At 35.8% G+C, this 15,192-nt stretch carries 15 protein-coding genes; 12 read left to right on the top strand and 3 right to left on the bottom strand.

The features are described from left to right. Positions 1-25: 25 nt before the first annotated feature. The 6 genes from CWS20_RS25665 to CWS20_RS25640 all read left to right on the top strand — a co-directional run bounded on the left by CWS20_RS25665 (position 26) and on the right by CWS20_RS25640 (position 7,013). Entirely contained in the window at positions 26-1,213 is a 1,188-nt protein-coding gene (locus CWS20_RS25665; RefSeq protein WP_066197756.1) for a CaiB/BaiF CoA transferase family protein, read from the top strand. A gap of 291 nt (positions 1,214-1,504) precedes the next feature. After that, complete coding sequence (locus tag CWS20_RS25660) at positions 1,505-2,410, top strand: DoxX-like family protein (protein WP_101226429.1); 906 nt, start codon at positions 1,505-1,507, stop codon at positions 2,408-2,410. A gap of 3 nt (positions 2,411-2,413) precedes the next feature. Beyond that, positions 2,414-3,007, top strand: a complete 594-nt coding sequence (locus CWS20_RS25655) for a DUF4166 domain-containing protein (protein ID WP_066197761.1) — start codon at positions 2,414-2,416, stop codon at positions 3,005-3,007. Further along, positions 3,000-4,595, top strand: coding sequence for a YndJ family protein (locus tag CWS20_RS25650; protein ID WP_158237040.1), 1,596 nt, complete (start codon positions 3,000-3,002; stop codon positions 4,593-4,595). The genes CWS20_RS25655 and CWS20_RS25650 overlap by 8 nt, the downstream gene beginning before the upstream one ends. Positions 4,596-5,289: 694 nt before the next feature. After that, a complete protein-coding gene (locus CWS20_RS25645; protein WP_066197768.1) occupies positions 5,290-6,159 on the top strand; it encodes a polysaccharide deacetylase family protein in 870 nt (289 codons plus the stop codon). A 299-nt stretch (positions 6,160-6,458) separates the two neighbouring features. Beyond that, complete coding sequence (locus tag CWS20_RS25640) at positions 6,459-7,013, top strand: GNAT family N-acetyltransferase (RefSeq protein WP_066197770.1); 555 nt, start codon at positions 6,459-6,461, stop codon at positions 7,011-7,013. A gap of 149 nt (positions 7,014-7,162) precedes the next feature. On the opposite strand, the gene CWS20_RS25635 is transcribed toward CWS20_RS25640, so the two are convergent. Next, entirely contained in the window at positions 7,163-7,363 is a 201-nt protein-coding gene (locus CWS20_RS25635; protein ID WP_066197772.1) for a CsbD family protein, read from the bottom strand. 253 nt (positions 7,364-7,616) lie between these two features. Here CWS20_RS25635 and CWS20_RS25630 point away from each other — a divergent pair, with 253 nt between their 5' ends. After that, complete coding sequence (locus tag CWS20_RS25630) at positions 7,617-8,054, top strand: M15 family metallopeptidase (RefSeq protein ID WP_411814301.1); 438 nt, start codon at positions 7,617-7,619, stop codon at positions 8,052-8,054. A 164-nt stretch (positions 8,055-8,218) separates the two neighbouring features. After that, positions 8,219-9,013 (top strand): PHP domain-containing protein, encoded by a 795-nt coding sequence (locus CWS20_RS25625; RefSeq protein WP_066197780.1) that lies wholly within the window; start codon positions 8,219-8,221, stop codon positions 9,011-9,013. A gap of 492 nt (positions 9,014-9,505) precedes the next feature. Here CWS20_RS25625 and CWS20_RS25620 read toward each other — a convergent pair whose 3' ends face one another. After that, positions 9,506-9,931 carry a hypothetical protein gene (locus CWS20_RS25620; RefSeq protein ID WP_066197783.1) on the bottom strand — a complete coding sequence of 142 codons (426 nt, stop codon included), beginning with the start codon at positions 9,929-9,931 and terminating at the stop codon, positions 9,506-9,508. Positions 9,932-10,685: 754 nt separating this feature from the next. Between CWS20_RS25620 and wecB the strand changes: the two genes are divergently transcribed. Genes wecB through CWS20_RS25600 form a run of 4 tightly spaced genes read left to right on the top strand, consistent with a single transcriptional unit; the run spans position 10,686 to position 14,498 of the window. Next, on the top strand, positions 10,686-11,777 hold the full coding sequence (gene wecB / locus CWS20_RS25615) for a non-hydrolyzing UDP-N-acetylglucosamine 2-epimerase (RefSeq protein WP_066197789.1): 1,092 nt from the start codon (positions 10,686-10,688) through the stop codon (positions 11,775-11,777). Beyond that, positions 11,770-12,756, top strand: coding sequence for a polysaccharide biosynthesis protein (locus tag CWS20_RS25610; RefSeq protein WP_066197797.1), 987 nt, complete (start codon positions 11,770-11,772; stop codon positions 12,754-12,756). The genes wecB and CWS20_RS25610 overlap by 8 nt, the downstream gene beginning before the upstream one ends. A 1-nt stretch (position 12,757) precedes the next feature. After that, positions 12,758-13,600 carry a dTDP-4-dehydrorhamnose reductase family protein gene (locus tag CWS20_RS25605; protein WP_101226427.1) on the top strand — a complete coding sequence of 281 codons (843 nt, stop codon included), beginning with the start codon at positions 12,758-12,760 and terminating at the stop codon, positions 13,598-13,600. Beyond that, a complete protein-coding gene (locus CWS20_RS25600; RefSeq protein ID WP_066197802.1) occupies positions 13,593-14,498 on the top strand; it encodes an NAD-dependent epimerase/dehydratase family protein in 906 nt (301 codons plus the stop codon). Before CWS20_RS25605 ends, CWS20_RS25600 begins: the two co-directional genes overlap by 8 nt. Before the next feature lie 191 nt (positions 14,499-14,689). On the opposite strand, the gene CWS20_RS28275 is transcribed toward CWS20_RS25600, so the two are convergent. Continuing rightward, on the bottom strand, positions 14,690-15,192 hold a 503-nt coding region (locus CWS20_RS28275; RefSeq protein ID WP_158237039.1), incomplete at its 5' end, for a glycosyltransferase family 2 protein.

The following is a 15,192-nucleotide window of genomic DNA, read 5'->3' as shown; positions in this document are numbered from 1 at the left end:
AATAAAAACTGGGAGAGACACGAATATGAAACAACCACTTGAAGATCTAACAGTACTGGATTTATCCCGAGTTTATGCTGCCCCAGCGGGTTCGATGATTCTCGCCGATTTAGGAGCAGATGTAGTCAGAGTGGAGTCACCGGATGGCACAGACAGCATGAGAGATTGGGGTCCTTTTATCAATGGAGAGAGCGCATACTATTTTTCTGCTAATCGAAACAAACGATCGATTACAATTAATCTAAAGAGCGATAAAGGAAGGTCAATATTTCTTCGGCTTGTAGAGAAGGCTGATGTAGTTATTGAAAATTTTAAAACAGGGACATTAAATAAATTAGGGTTATCTTTTAACCATTTAAAAGAAGTAAATGAAAGAATTATTCTTTGTTCAGTCACAGGTTATGGTCAAACCGGCCCTTTCAGTAAGGAGCCGGGTTTCGACCCGGTGATTCAAGCTTTAAGCGGATTAATGGATGTTACTGGACAGCCGGGAGATGAAGCAACTAAAGTTGGAATTCCGATTGCAGATATCCTAACATCGAAATATGTCGCAATCAGTATTATGGCTGCTTTAAGAATGCGGGATGCAAATGGTGTTGGCCAGCACATTGACTTATCGTTATTAGATGTTCAAATTAGCAGCATGGCAAATATTTCAAGCGGGTATTTAAATGCGGGAATGCTGTCTAAGAGAATGGGAAACCAGCACAATAATGTGGTTCCTTATCAAGTTTTTCAATGTGCAGATCAGCCTTTAATGCTCTGTGTCGGCAATGATCGCTTATTTAAACACTTATGCAATTTAGTTAATCATCCTGAATGGGCGGAAGATGAAAAGTATAGAACGAATGATTCAAGATTGAAAAATAAAGCCGAATTAGTAGCGAAGATTGCGACTATTATGCGTACAAAAGATGCTGATCGCTGGCTTGCGCTATTTTCAGAGTATGGCATTCCAGCCGGGAAGGTAAATACGATTCACCAAGCGATCGAACATCCGCAAGTTGTTGCCCGTAACACTGTGGAAAGGTTAGAACATCCTCTAGCTGGAGAGGTGAAAATGACGAGAAGCCCCTTGCGGCATTCAGGTTTAAATATTACGAGTAAATATGCACCGCCATTATTAGGGGAGCATACGGAGGAAATTTTGGCGGCTCAATTAGGAATGAGTCAGAAGGAGCTTAATGAACTGAAACAAGATGGCGTGATTTAATTCATAAGGCTGTTTTTGTAAACTCAAGTCGTGCAGCGTGGTTCATTTCCGCTCCTGAGGGAGTCTCGCACTTTTAGGTCCAACTCAAAAACTTTCGTTATTTAAAGCAACACTTTCTTAGCAAATCGCCATTAATACAGAAAGAGTAAAGAGTATGCTTAACCTTAAATGAGGTCAGGTATACTCTTGTTTATTTTAGAGAATGATTACGATGACCTCCAAAAAGTGAAGAAAGTTCATCGTATAAAATGTATAATAGAATGGAATCTATTACTATCCTGAGGTGAATGGATGGAAGCTAAACCAATTTACGTAGAAATAAATATTCATAGTTCTTTAGATCAAGTATGGGAAACAACGCAAACGCCTTCGAAGCATGAGCAGTGGGATATTCGCTTTTCTTCAATAAAGTATTTACCTAAGGCAGAAGGAGAGCCGCAGCATTTTACTTATGAACGGACCGTACTGCCACCGTTTAAAATAAAGGGGTGGGGAATTTCAGCCGGTGACCATAATGGAAAAAATGGTGCTAGGACGTCCTCTCTACATTTTGGAACAAACATGAAATCGTCTCCTATAAAGGAAGGCAAAGGATATTGGAAATATGAGCCTCAAGATGAGCATGTAAACTTTATGACACAATATGATTATGAAGTACCATTTGGAAAATTCGGTTCACTAATTGACCGGATTTTAATTAGACCGTTAATGGGCTGGGGAACGGCGTTAAGCTTTGACGTGCTGCGGAGATGGCTGGAAAATAGCGAAAGTCCGCGTTCACAATACATGAGGTTTTTTTGTAGCTGGTTGATTACATTTTTCTTCTGCTTTATTTGGATTTATCATGGTCTCGTTCCAAAGCTTATTTTTATGCACCCTAAGGAAATTACGATGATTACAGATTTAATACCATTAAGCAATGAGACAGGCTACAGACTTGTACAGATTGCAGGGGGATTGGAGATATTTTTTGGGGTATGCTTGCTAATTTTCAGCCGCAAAAGACTGCTGTTCTTTGCCATGGCATTATTATTTCCTTTGTTAGCAATTGTCGCTATTACGGCTGATCCACAAGCATTGCAAGCGCCATTTAATCCTCTAACTTTCAATTTAAGTTTAATGGTTTTATCAATTATTGGGTTTTTTCTTCATAAAGAACTTCCGTCAGCGAGAAATTGCAGAAGAAAGAGGAAATAGCCGATGTCAATTTATAAAAGCGCGTTAGGTGAAGATTTCAAACATCTCCATCCAATGCTTCAAAAAAGGTATTCATTTATTCAACAAACTTTTATAGCAAAAGGGAAAATGAGAAAAATCATTCACGGAGCATCCTGGTTAAAGCCGTTATTATATTTAGGTATAAGAAGAAAACTGTTATTCCCGGAGCAAGGTGTGGATATTCCATTTCAAATAACCAATCGATCTATAAATACGGGAAATGATATCTATTGGGAACGAATTTTTTACTTTCATGGAAAAGCAAGATACTTTAATGCCACGATGAGCTTAAATGATGCTAGTGGTATAGTCCAGGATTATTTAGGTGATCCTGCTGTCATTTATTCTGATTTGCATTTTTATGTGATGGACGATGGTTCACTATTGATTTCTTCCGGTAAACAACGGCTAGTCTTAGGGAAGCTGGAAATCCCTATGCCAAGGTGGTTTCAGGGTATCGCTGAAGTTAGAGAGAAGTATATTGAAGAATCTAAGCAGTTTCATATTAATGTTCACGTTAAAAACCCTATCATCGGATTAATCTTTGCTTATGAAGGAGAATTTACATATGAGTAAACAGCAAAAGTGGATTCTTTTTTATGTTTTACTATTTATTGTCGCTATTGCAATTGCGAAGCCCAACAACTTTTTATTATTGTTAACTGCTGCACAAATGTTGTATATTCCAATCTTATTGCTATATATAAAGAAAAAAGAAGATTGGTTTTCTAAATATTTTCCTCTGTTTATCATTCCTGCGTTAGTGTCTGTTCTTCTGCTTTACTTTACGCAAAGTCAGGTAATGACCATAATATTAGCAGGGATTTATTTATTGTATACAATGATTGTTGCCTATTATGGAGTGACTCGATTTTTAAAGCGGGGATTTATTTATTTTGAAGAATTTATGATTGATGCAGGCATGGTGTACCTCGCGATCGGAGGTATGTGGTATTTTGCTCATATTGTTGATATTGATACAGGGTTCTCGCCAATCATTACTTGGCTAACAAGCATACATTTTCATTATTCAGCCTTCTTACTCCCTGTCTTTGCCGGATTATTAGGAAGAGTGTATAAATCAGAAGGATACCTGTATATTGGAATGATCATTTTATTTGCTCCGATTCTGCTTGCATTAGGAATCACTTTTTCCGTATGGATAGAAATCTTATCTGTCATTTTTTATTTATTAGGTATTTATGGGGTAATCATTTTATCGATAAAAGCACCATTTTCAAATACATTGCAAAAAATACTCATTGTCACTTCATTCGGTTCTTTAGGAATAACGATTTTGTTTTCTCTTCTGTATGCGCTCGGCCAAAGATGGAGCGATTTCTCTTTGAGCATCCCATTCATGCTTCAGTTTCATGGATTTTTCAATTGTATTATCTTTGCACTCATCGGTGTGATTGGGTGGGCGCTTTCTTTACCTCTGCCAGCAGATAACAATGAGGGGATGCCAATTAGCGCCATTCGAGGAAAAGGAACCATTGGTGAGCGAATAATAAAGCCTTTTAAAGATGACACGGTGCATCAAGGCTTAGTCGACCGGATAAGTCAATACGAGCCAGAAGTAACCGCAAGTCTTCCTAAAGCAATAGCTGACTTTTATGAGCATACATTGAATTATCGCTTGTTTGCAGAAGTGAAGTGGAAATTATGGTTTAAGCCGTTCGCTGCAATTTATCGGATGTACAGCAAAAGAATGCAGCAAATTAATTTGCCATTATCGGCGCAGAGGGTTGAAATGAACGGAGACCTTATTTCTATTGCAGAACTTCGCGATGGCAGACCATCTCCACGGGCTTGGATAAGGAAGATTGATGACGACATTGCTTTTGTTGCTATCTACTCCTGGCATTGCAAAAATAACAGGACTTTCATGAATATTGCTCTACCCCTACCATTTTCCACGATGACTGGGATTTTAGAAGTCAAACAGGTAGGTTCGGAGCTTGAACTCACGAGCAAGCCAAGCAGCAGCGAATCTGATGCCGGGATTTATCTTTCATGGAAAAGCAGCCATCATTTTCGTTTGCCGTTAGAGGAACTGTTTCAAATAAGAGAGACGGGGAAAGGAACACTTAAAGCAACACATCAAATGTGGATATTTTCGCTTCCATTTTTAACGATTGAATATGAGATTCATAGTCTTTGATAGGAGACGTGGTTTATCGGAAATATTCATAGATGATGAAACTAGAACTAAAATGGTGTATAGGTGAACCGGAATTTTATAAATTCTAAAATGGTCTATTGATATTATCGTACCTATGTTCAACTCTACACATACAAATGCAGCAACCTAGGATAAGAAAACATTCTCAATAAACCGCTAGTATTTTCTCCTCTAGAGTAAATTTGCTTAACTTAAACATTTTCGGTTTGTAATCTAACAAAATGGGTTTCTTAAGACGGTAGGAATAAAAAAAGGAGAAAAATTCCTGAAAACAACTTACTTTAAGCTCACATTTCTTATAAACTAGTATGATTATTAAAGCATATTTGACTAATCCAAAATCGGGTAAGTTAATTTAACAAAACACCGGTAATGCTCAAACTTTTAAATTATTTTTACATTGATTACATGTAAAAGATGTGAGAACTATTGAAATTCCAATAGTTCTCACATCGAAGCTAAGATCACCGCGTTTTCCTGAAGCTAGCCTATATTCACCATGACAATACACTTTTATATTAAGAACGGAAGGGAACTTTTTTAAGAGAAGGTTCTTTTTTTTCTTTCAAACGTCAAATGGCTGAATTCTAAACAGTTTTTTTCGGTCTTTTAGGATAAATAAGGTAAATTAAAGCAACCTATACTTTAATCTATAGAATGGAGGTTATCTGCATTGAAAAATAGAAAACGAATTTATACATCAATTAGTATTTTCTTGCTTTTTACCATCCTGTTTGCTTGTCAGAATACAAATCAAGGAGGAAGAAACTTCCAGCCACAATCACTAGAACAAACAAATTACAGCCAAGAGGGTGATAATGATTATTTAGATGATCAGCCACAGCTTGTGGGAGGGTCAGAAAGGGACGTTCGAGAACCCCACCCTGTTTCAAACAATAAGTTACAAAAGGAGTATCCCAACATCGTCGTATTGCACGGTTCTCCTATGAAAAATCAAGTAGCTCTAACATTTGATGATGGGCCAGATACCCGGTTTACCCCTCAGGTGCTTGACGTATTAGCAAAACATGATGTGAAAGCAACTTTTTTCCTAATAGGCTCAAGAGCAAAGGCACATAAAGAAATAACGAAACGAATCCATGATGAAGGACATGCAATTGGAAACCACACATACTGGCACCCAAATTTACCGAAAGAGGATTTAGGAAGGTTGCATTGGGAATTGACAGAGACGGAGCAAGTGATCATGGGTATCACAGGATTTAAACCACGTCTTTTTCGTTCCCCATATGGTGCATTAAACGATGAGATGGTAAAAATGTTGGGTGAAAAGAATAATACGGTGATTGGCTGGAATGTTGACTCTCTTGACTGGAAACAACAAGGTGCTGACATTATTTCAGATAATGTACTAAGCAATGTTGGTTTCGGATCCATAATATTGATGCACGATGGCGGTGATTGGTCAATGGATCTATCCGGCACAGCACAGTCATTGAATAAAATCATTTCAAAACTAAAGAAAGATGGGGCAAAATTTGTAACAGTACCAGAACTAATCGGCGTTCCTGAAGCAAAATAATTTATTCATTGGGGAGTAAGTTCACCAACGTACACACTTGTGCTTCAAGTATCATTGCAACTTTTGCGGCTGATTTTCACAGGCGATTAAGGTGAAGAAACATGGCAATAATTATGAATATTGATGTAATGCTGACTCATAGGAAAACCTTGACAAATAGCAACAAAGTATGCGAAATCAGCCTTTGCTAAAGAGCATTCCGCTCATGGAATGCTTTTTTTGATGAAGCTAAGAAGGAATTGACAAAATCCAACACGAAATAATAAGGAATATTAATTTACTCGCAAGGGGTGAGTGTGATGGGGCAATTTGTATATAAAAATTTTAGAATGCTAGATGGCCGTAAGTTCGCCATAAGGACAGCCACATCTGATGATGCTGAAAAAGTTTTGTTGTATACGAAAGACATTACAGAAGATTCTCCTTTTCTATTATTTGAAAAAGGAGAATTAAACCTCACGATCGATCAGAATAAAATTCGATTAGAAGATTTTTTTCATAATGAAAATAAACTAGCTATTTTAGCAGAGGTTGATGATGAAGTAATCGGCTTTTTAGATTTTAGTAATGGAAATCGGGAAAGATTGAAACATCAAGGTTCATTTGGAATGAGTGTAGCAAAAACATATCGTTCAAAAAGTGTTGGAAAGGCCTTGCTTTCAAGCTTAATTTATTGGTGTAAGCAGAATCAAATGATTGAAAAAATTAACTTAGAGGTAATGTCACAAAATTTGAGTGCATTAAGACTTTATGAAAGTGCAGGCTTTGAAAGAGAAGGAATAAAACGGAGAGAAGTAAAATACAAAGATGGAAATTATGAAGATTTAATTTTGATGGCTTATTTCCTGCAATAATGCAATTGGTAGCGGAGATGATAAAAACGTGCATTAACGGTAATATTGTTAATAGAAGTATTGTGCATTAATCGGTTATAAAGTCATGGTAAGAAGATAAACTTTTAATGGGTGAAAAAGCTTGGAACAACCAAGCTTTTTTTGTATAGTTATTTATTCTTTTCTGATTTGTCATTGAACCCTTTAGAAAGCGCCTCTTTCGCATCTCCAACTTTTTCTTTTACATTTCCTTTTATTTTATCCATTTTGCCTTCAGCTTGTTTCGTTTCATTCCCTGTTAACGCGCCATATTTTTCTTTCACATTTCCTTTTAACTTATCCTTAGTAGCTTCTGTTTGTGTCTTATTCATAGTTTACACTCCTTATGTTCTGATGTTTAGTATATACCCGGTTATTTAATTTCCGAAACGAAACTTTTAGAATGGCTTTTTCGTTATATTTATTGGTATGCTAAAGATACTAGCCTTAGATTTTTACGTAGAGAGGGTTAATACTTTGAAAATTGTAAAGTTATTCAGATTTTTCGTATTTATACTGATTTTTTTAATTATCGGTCTATTATTCTTTCAATATATAAATATTCAATATGATGAGGACGCCCCAATGCCGACGGGATTGCACCCGGTTGTAGAAGAAAAAAGCGATCAGTTAATTTCAAGAGCAGCTGAACGCGGGATAAATGTCGTTATTACAGATGATTTCCGCAGTGCAGATGATCAAGATGCATTGTATGATAAGGGGCGATCAGTTGACGGAAATATTGTTACTCATGCAAAGGGCGGCGAGTCTTATCATAACTACGGATTGGCAATTGACTTTGCCCTTTTAACGGTAGAAGGCGATCTAGTGTGGGATATGGGGTATGATGGAAATGGCAGTGGCACACCTGATTGGATGGAAGTTGTTACTATTGCTAAGGATTTAGGATTTAAATGGGGAGGAGATTGGGCGAATTTTAAGGATTACCCCCACCTTCAATATGACTTTGGATTATCGATTAAAGACCTGCAGCGGGGGAAACGGCCGCCAGAACGTGAATGACTTTTTTCCAATAAGGAAAAAAGTCTTTTTTACATACAGAAGGAAATCACATATTTAAAATATTAGATAATTTCTATTATAAATATGCTCTCAACTATGTGAAAGTCACAGGCGAAATAAATTAATTTACATATCATATAGCAATAAAAAAAGGAGAGAGGTAAATGGATTTAAGGGAAATCATTAAGCAAAACTTTTTTGATCTTCATTTGCATACGACAGCTTCAGATGGGAGTTTTACACCAAGTGAAATTGTTGAAAAAGCTGCAAAAAAGGGACTAGAAGTGATTGCTATAACTGACCATGATACAATAGATGGAGTGGCAGAAGCAAAGCTGAAAGCGATTGAGTGTAATATAACAGTTATAAGCGGAATAGAGCTAACGACAAAATATAAAGGCAGAAACATTGATATTCTCGGTTATAATGTACATGCTACTCAACAGCTTGAAGAAGTAATGAAGCGAATCCAAACACATAGAATGACCAGGGCAAATAAAATTATAGAAAAATTTTGTCAAATAGGCATAGTCATTTCGAAAGCAGATGTCGAGAAGCATAGTATAGGTGGAGTCATTGCCAGGCCGCATATTGCAAAAGCAGTAGTGGAAAAAGGTTACGCGAATAGCCAGCAAGAAGTTTTTGACCGCTACCTTGGTGATGGGAAGCCATGTGCGATGGATAAAATCTTTTTGTCCCCTATGCAAGCGATCAATCTAATCCATCAAGCTGGTGGACAAGCAGTGCTCGCTCATCCAGCACTGATACGTGATGACAATATAGTCAGGGAGTTAATGCAGCTGCCACTTGATGGCATTGAAGTATGGCACCGAAAACATAAGAAAAAAGATATAAAACGATACAAGAAAATCGCTAAGAAATATGGAAAAATCATTACTGGCGGATCAGATTTCCATTACGATGGCCACCATATGGGGGATTTTGGCTATCATGCATAAAGAACGCGTTGAAAAGCATGATTTGATTTCATATTGAATGTCCCCTTATAATAGCGCCTCCCAATAAATTTTTTTCATTTTCTAATATGTATTTAAAGAAAGGAATCTATTTAGTTGTCAAAACTTTGAACATTCATGATGTTTTGTTAACTCTTGTCTTTAGATAAAATAGCTACTTGAGCATGCCTAGTTGCTATTTTACCTAGCAGTTAGGGGCGGTTGACTTTCGCTCCTAAATGTTCGCTTCTCCGCGCGGCTGGCTGTGAGCCTGCCCAAGGTCTGACCTATCGTGCAACTCCAATCAACCATTAGCACAAAAGCAACTATTTATAAGAAAAGAGCCGAGGAAATCACAATAATTTTCTTAGCTTGTTATCTTTTTCTTTATTCGCTTTTCTAATGAAAACATAGCTAACCTTATTATTGCGATTTTTTAAATAAATAAGTATAAAAATAAACCCCCTTAGCATGTAAGGAGGTTCTTAGTTTTAATCAATCTGAGTAAATGGCAGCATTGAAGCTCTCTGGACCGACCCTGATAGTTCCTAGAATACTAGATTGTATATATACTGTATAAACTACGTTATTGTTAGCTGGAATAGGAACATTAAAATCAGAAGCAGTAAAAGATATGATTTGAGGTCCTAAAATAGATGTATCAAGCACATTTTCGGCTGAATAAATTAATACTGAAGGATTTGAACCTCTTACAATTGTTACAGTAATAGTTGAGATAACAGGGAGAAGAGGTAGTTGAACAGCTACAGTACCGCTCATTTGAGTACGTACAATACCATTTGCATTAGCAGCATTAAGAGAAAGACGTGCAAATAGTTCTGGAGTAGTTGATATTGGATCACTAATAGAATTCGCATAACTCGCATTTTGTGATGTTCTTGCATCAAGTAACTTTGTCATTATTATCCTCCTTTCACTTTTATAAAATATTTTATTATTAAAGCTCTAAAGTGCTTGTATGAATACACATTAGTAAATAGAGAAATTATAGCTCAATTTTCCGTATTATTTTTGCGGAAAACTAGAAACATACTTGGTGATAAATGTGATACAAAACGACGATTAAAAAATATTTACTATGGTGATTTTTTTAATTATATTAATCACCACTAATAGATATAGAAGCAGTTTTTTCCAAACAGGCTGCTTTCATGGCTTGCATTTTCCCCACAACCATGAATGTAATAACACAAGTCCTTTTCATTCTAATAAGTTAATTTATGTACTTTTGCCATAATTGCTTTGCTTATTCAGCTAAGCTTTAACCTACTACATAACACTTTTATCCTCATCTCCTCTCTATTTTATTCACATTTGATTATCTAAAAATGAACCGGTCAATTTTGCATTCTTATTATGAAAGTATCCATTAGTCTTCTTTCATCTAACAATGTATTTAATCAGTTATAGTACAAGGGTTACGCCATTCTCGATAAAGATTCTTAATAAATGAATAATAGAAAGCTCATTGTGCACGTATTGTCATTAACCGTTTGCAATCGTGTTTTTTCATTTTATAGGTCATCAGTTGAATTTTTGGAAGAGATTAGAATCTAATAGAGAAGCCTAGGGCAATAAAAGAAACCAAGCATATTTTAATAATTAAAGGCACGATGATTAAATTTCTAAAAACATGAAGCAAGGAGTGTGAACAATGAAAATAATGACGATTTTAGGTACAAGACCAGAAATTATCAGATTAAGTTTAATTATAAAAAAATTAGACAGGCTAGCTGATAAGCATATTCTCGTGCATACAGGACAAAACTTTACTGCTGAACTTAGCGACGTTTTTTTTAAGGACCTAAATGTCAGGAACCCAGATTATGCTATCAAAAATGAACAGAATTCTTTAGGGATACAATTATCTACAATGTATAAAGAATTAGAAAAAATTCTTATAAAAGAAAAACCTGACAAGGTATTAGTTCTCGGAGATACAAATAGTGGCTTAAGTGCAATTTTAGCTGAAAGAATGAGTATTCCAGTTGTTCATATGGAAGCAGGGAACCGCTGTTTTGATTTAGAAGTTCCTGAAGAAAAAAATCGACGAGTCATCGATGCTATCTCAAGCTTTAATCTCCCATATACTCCACAAAGTAAAGAAAATCTTTTGAAAGAAGGATTGCCAAGCAGTCGTGTTTTTACTTCTGGTAATCCTATTTATGAAGTACTGACTTATTTTGAGGATACAATTGAAAGTAGTCCAGTGCTCAACCAATTATCTTTAGAAAAAAATAATTACTTTTTAGTAACGATTCATCGAGCAGAAAATGTTGATCATGAGGATAAGCTCGCTGAAATCATAAATGGGATAAATAAAGTTGCTGAAACATTCAACAAGCGGATTATATGTAGTATTCATCCGCGGACAAAATCACGAATTGAAGCAAGCTCATCTCTTCATGTTCATCCATTGGTAGAATTTTATAAGCCATTTGGATTCTTTGATTTCGTCCAGCTTGAAAAAAATGCGAATTGTGTGTTAACTGATAGCGGCACAGTTCAGGAAGAGTGCTGTTTATTTCATGTTCCTGCAGTGACAATCAGGAAAACAACCGAGCGCCCTGAAACAATAGATTGTGGTAGCAATATGCTCTCAGGGATTGATTCATCACAAATCCTAAATTGTGTCAAAGTCATGAGTAATCTGCCAAGGAACTGGGCATTTCCTGAAGGGTATGTTGATAAAAATGTATCTGATGTAGTGATAAAAATATTACTAGGAGGACATAAAGTTGTTTGAAAACAAAACCATTTTAGTGACGGGTGGTACAGGTTCATGGGGATATGAACTCGTACGGCAACTCTTGACATTTAAGCCTAAAGAAATCAGAATTCTATCCAGAAATGAATCAAATCAATTTACAATGAAGCAGGAATTTGATCAAAATCCGGCGTTGAATTTTGTCATTGGCGATATTAAAGAGAAAGATATATTAATGCAGGCTTGCCAAGATGTCCAATATATTTTTCACTTAGCGGCATTAAAGCATGTACCAGTATGTGAGGATCAGCCTATTGAGGCATTGAAGACGAATGTTTTAGGAACACAGAATGTCATCGATGCTGCCGTGAGCAGCAATGTCAAAAGGGTGATCTACATTTCAACCGATAAAGCATCCAATCCTTCAAATTTTTACGGTTTATCTAAAGCAATGGGAGAAAAACTCATTATTCATGCTAATACTTTGAATACTGATACGAAGTTTGTTTGTATTCGCGGAGGTAATGTTCTAGGTACAAATGGAAGTGTTATTCACGTTTTTAATAAGCAAATTCAAGAAAAAGGGAAGATTGGAATTACTGATATGGAAATGACTAGATTTTTCCTTACTCTAGAAGATGCAATCAAGCTTGTTTTTAAAGCAACGCATGAAAGTCTAGGTGGCGAAATATTCGTTATGAAAATGCCTACCTGCAAAATTATCGATTTAGCAAAGGTTTTAATTGACGCATCGAAGAAACAAAATGTTGAAGTAGAAATACTTGGAATTAGACCTGGGGAAAAAATCCATGAATTACTTTTGTCAGAGTATGAAAGTACAATGACAATTACCTATGATGATGAATATTTTGTTATATTGCCACCTATTATTATCCCTGGATTAAGAGAGCACTATTCAAAATATAAACCTATTAATTTGGTTAACTATAATTCAAGCAGAGACCTTATGAGCCAGGACGAAATTCGAGAGATATTAAAGAAGGGAAGTTTTATATAAAATGAAGGTTCTGATTCTTGGTGGAACTGGGATGGCAGGACATATGATTAAAGGTTATTTCGAAAAAAAAACAGATGAATATGAAGTTTACTATACTACACGCCTACCAGATGACAGCCGTGGGATATACCTTGATGTAACAGATACAAATAAGCTAGAAGAGGTCATAGCTAAATTAAGACCTGAAATTACAATAAACTGCATCGGAATTTTAAATGAAACTGCTGAAAAATATCCTAAACTAGCTTTTCAAGTCAATAGTGTTTTACCTCATCAAATAGCAAAATTGACAGAACGATACAATGGAAAATTAATTCATATAAGTACAGATTGTGTTTTTTCAGGAAATAAAGGGGATTACACAGAAGTTGATCAGCCTGATGGCACTTCATTTTACGCTCAATCTAAACAACTTGGAGAAATCATCAGCAATAAGCATTTAACAATACGAACATCTATTATCGGCCCCGAAAAAAAAGATAATGGTATTGGTCTATTTCTATGGTTTATGAAACAAACAGGGCAAATAAAAGGATATAAAAGAGTATATTGGAATGGCGTAACAACGCTAGAATTAGCAAAAGTCATTCATTCCATGATTAGAAACGAAGTTACAGGGTTATATCACCTTGGATCAGTGCAAAAGGTTTCAAAGTATGAGCTTTTGACCATATTTAAAAACGTTTTTAATAAAAAGGACGTTGAAATCATAGCAGATTCCAAGATTGCACTTGATAGGACAATCAAAAGCACAAGAAGTGATTATAATTACCGAATTCCAACATATATGGAAATGATGAAAGAACTAAGAAGTTGGATGGAAAGCACTGAATGTGATGAATAAATTATTAATTACAGGAGCGAGCGGATTTACCGGTCAACATGCGTGCAGTCATTTTGTAAATGCTGGCTTTGAAGTCACTGCGGTCACTCGAAAAAAACCTGTGAATAAGCTAGTACGTGTGGAGCAATGTGATCTAACTGATAAAAGCAGTGTGGATTCATTGGTGAAGAGGATAAAGCCAGATTATCTTCTTCACTTAGCAGGTCAGAATAGTGTGGAAGAATCATGGCGAGATCCTATAAAAACAATAGAAACAAATATCCTATCCACTTTGTATTTAATTGAAGCCCTTCGTCAAGAGAATCCTAATTGTAAAACAATTATTGTCGGTTCCGCTCTTCAATTCGACACCGATAACGTTCAATCACTTTTACACCCCTATAGTTTAAGTAAATCTCTTCAAGTTTTAGTCGCTCAATCATGGGAAGTTCTTTATAATATGCATATTGTAATTGCTAAGCCCTCGAATTTAATTGGACCCGGAATTACAAGTGGTGTTTGTTCAGTTTTTGCAAAGAAAATAGCAGAAATGGAACATGTTGATTCACCTAAAATAATCGAAGTGAATAATTTACAATCACAGAGAGACTTTTTGGATGTTAGGGATGCAGTTAAAGCATATGAAGTTTTATTATTAAAGGGGAAGTCTGGAGAAATATATGAAATAGGTTCTGGTAGAAGTTGCTCTTTATCTGAAGTGATTGTCGGCTATCAAGCATTAACTAAGATAGAATTTGGAGCAAAGTCGTTAGTAATGAACAAGGAAGAAGAGCGCGTTCATATTCCAATTAAGAAAATAAACGCATTAGGCTGGACAGCCAAAATCCCTCTTGAGTCTTCCTTAAAGGATATTCTATTTTATCAGCGTGAGAAACTGACTAATAATGAAGACATATAAACTGGAAAGCCCTATTCTAAATTAATAGAATAGGGCTTTCATCATCTCGCCATTCATTTTATCATCGAAAATCATTAAGTAATCCGCTACAATAGATTCCTTTAACTGAAGAAAGTTAGTAGACAGTACATAGTTTGTCTACTAACTAATGATAGTTATTACTTTAAATTATGGCAACAATAAATGGAGCTTTACGACTCGTTTAAAATATTCAATAGTGTAGCTGTTTTATATAATTGCCCAGACAATGGTTCCAAAGGTGAACGACTGGTTTTGTAGCTAACTTTTCCCTCACCGTCATCAAATGTTGAAATTACTTGGAATTGAGCTTCCAGCTGCTTGCGGAAAATAGTTAGATTCAATAATACAGCATCTGAAGAAGGAAAGCATCCATCATCCACTATGATAGTAAATAAAGTATCTGCTGACTTAGCACCAATTTTTATTGCTTCTAGTTCGCTTATGTTAGGAAACTTTAAAAAAGCAACTCTAGGGTCTGAAATTCCAGCCAGTAAGGGGGTGGCTGTACTATTTGGAGATATATCAATAATTAATACTTTAAAATTGCTAAAGTATTGATTATATACTGATTCTAACTTTGCAATCGTTTCTTGCGAGCCATCTTTAACAGGGTATAAAATCGTAATTTCAAAGGGGATATTTCGTCTATTTCGGGGTAGCGTCAGGAAAATGC

The sequence above is a fragment of the Cytobacillus horneckiae genome (assembly GCF_002835735.1).
GTDB classification, from domain to species: Bacteria; Bacillota; Bacilli; order Bacillales; family Cytobacillaceae; genus Cytobacillus; species Cytobacillus horneckiae.
Note: the sequence above shows the minus strand (reverse complement) of the source record. Positions and strands in the feature narration are given on the sequence as shown.

Bases quoted from the DNA above. Each gene is read 5' to 3' on its own strand.
- CWS20_RS25665 (WP_066197756.1), top strand. From the start codon at position 26: ATGAAACAACCACTTGAAGATCTAACAGTACTGGATTTATCCCGAGTT.
- CWS20_RS25660 (WP_101226429.1), top strand. From the start codon at position 1,505: ATGGAAGCTAAACCAATTTACGTAGAAATAAATATTCATAGTTCTTTA.
- CWS20_RS25655 (WP_066197761.1), top strand. From the start codon at position 2,414: ATGTCAATTTATAAAAGCGCGTTAGGTGAAGATTTCAAACATCTCCAT.
- CWS20_RS25650 (WP_158237040.1), top strand. From the start codon at position 3,000: ATGAGTAAACAGCAAAAGTGGATTCTTTTTTATGTTTTACTATTTATT.
- CWS20_RS25640 (WP_066197770.1), top strand. From the start codon at position 6,459: ATGGGGCAATTTGTATATAAAAATTTTAGAATGCTAGATGGCCGTAAG.
- CWS20_RS25635 (WP_066197772.1), bottom strand. From the start codon at position 7,363: ATGAATAAGACACAAACAGAAGCTACTAAGGATAAGTTAAAAGGAAAT.
- CWS20_RS25630 (WP_411814301.1), top strand. From the start codon at position 7,617: ATGCCGACGGGATTGCACCCGGTTGTAGAAGAAAAAAGCGATCAGTTA.
- CWS20_RS25625 (WP_066197780.1), top strand. From the start codon at position 8,219: ATGGATTTAAGGGAAATCATTAAGCAAAACTTTTTTGATCTTCATTTG.
- CWS20_RS25620 (WP_066197783.1), bottom strand. From the start codon at position 9,931: ATGACAAAGTTACTTGATGCAAGAACATCACAAAATGCGAGTTATGCG.
- wecB (WP_066197789.1), top strand. From the start codon at position 10,686: ATGAAAATAATGACGATTTTAGGTACAAGACCAGAAATTATCAGATTA.
- CWS20_RS25605 (WP_101226427.1), top strand. From the start codon at position 12,758: ATGAAGGTTCTGATTCTTGGTGGAACTGGGATGGCAGGACATATGATT.
- CWS20_RS25600 (WP_066197802.1), top strand. From the start codon at position 13,593: ATGAATAAATTATTAATTACAGGAGCGAGCGGATTTACCGGTCAACAT.